Raw genomic sequence first — 538 nt, forward strand, 5'->3', positions numbered from 1 at the left:
ATTCTGCTTACGTCAACTTACCCGATAGTCATATGATTCTCTTAAATATCAAAGGACGGTTTTAATGAGTACTTCTTCTAAAAGTGAATTTTCGTGGCCAAAGAGTTTCACTCTGACCACCATTTTCTGCGCTTTGATTGCTGTGACCACGCAAACCATATGGGGAGGCGATTTCATCCTCAACCTCGCGATCAGCTTTGGTTTTGGTTTGAGTGCGGTCGGCTCTTCTTTCATTTTGGTTAAGTTGTTCAAAACCGAATCTCGTGTGTTTGAAGTGGGCATCTCGATGTTGGTGGCGATGACGGTTGGTACGTTAAACGCACATTATTGGTTAAATGGTTTCTTTGGTGACAATTTCTCTGGGCTGAAATCGGTGATGTTGTTGGGTGTCATTTTCTGCTCGGTTTGTTACTACTATTTTTATACGAGAGGCGAACAACTCCGAGCCGAAAATGAGTTGGAGATTGCTAAACGCCGTCAAGCTGACCAAGAGAAAGTCGTGGTGATGAGTCAGCTAAAGCAACTTCAAAGCCAAATT

At 42.9% G+C, this 538-nt stretch carries 1 protein-coding gene; it reads left to right on the plus strand.

Going from position 1 to position 538, the window contains the following annotated elements:
* Positions 1-64: 64 nt before the first annotated feature.
* A partial coding sequence (locus FQP90_RS23105; protein WP_208760080.1) for a hypothetical protein occupies positions 65-538 on the plus strand: 474 nt, incomplete at its 3' end.

Origin of the sequence: Paenarthrobacter nitroguajacolicus, assembly GCF_007786235.1 — a bacterium.
In the GTDB taxonomy this organism is placed as follows: domain Bacteria; phylum Actinomycetota; class Actinomycetes; order Actinomycetales; family Micrococcaceae; genus Arthrobacter; species Arthrobacter nitroguajacolicus_A.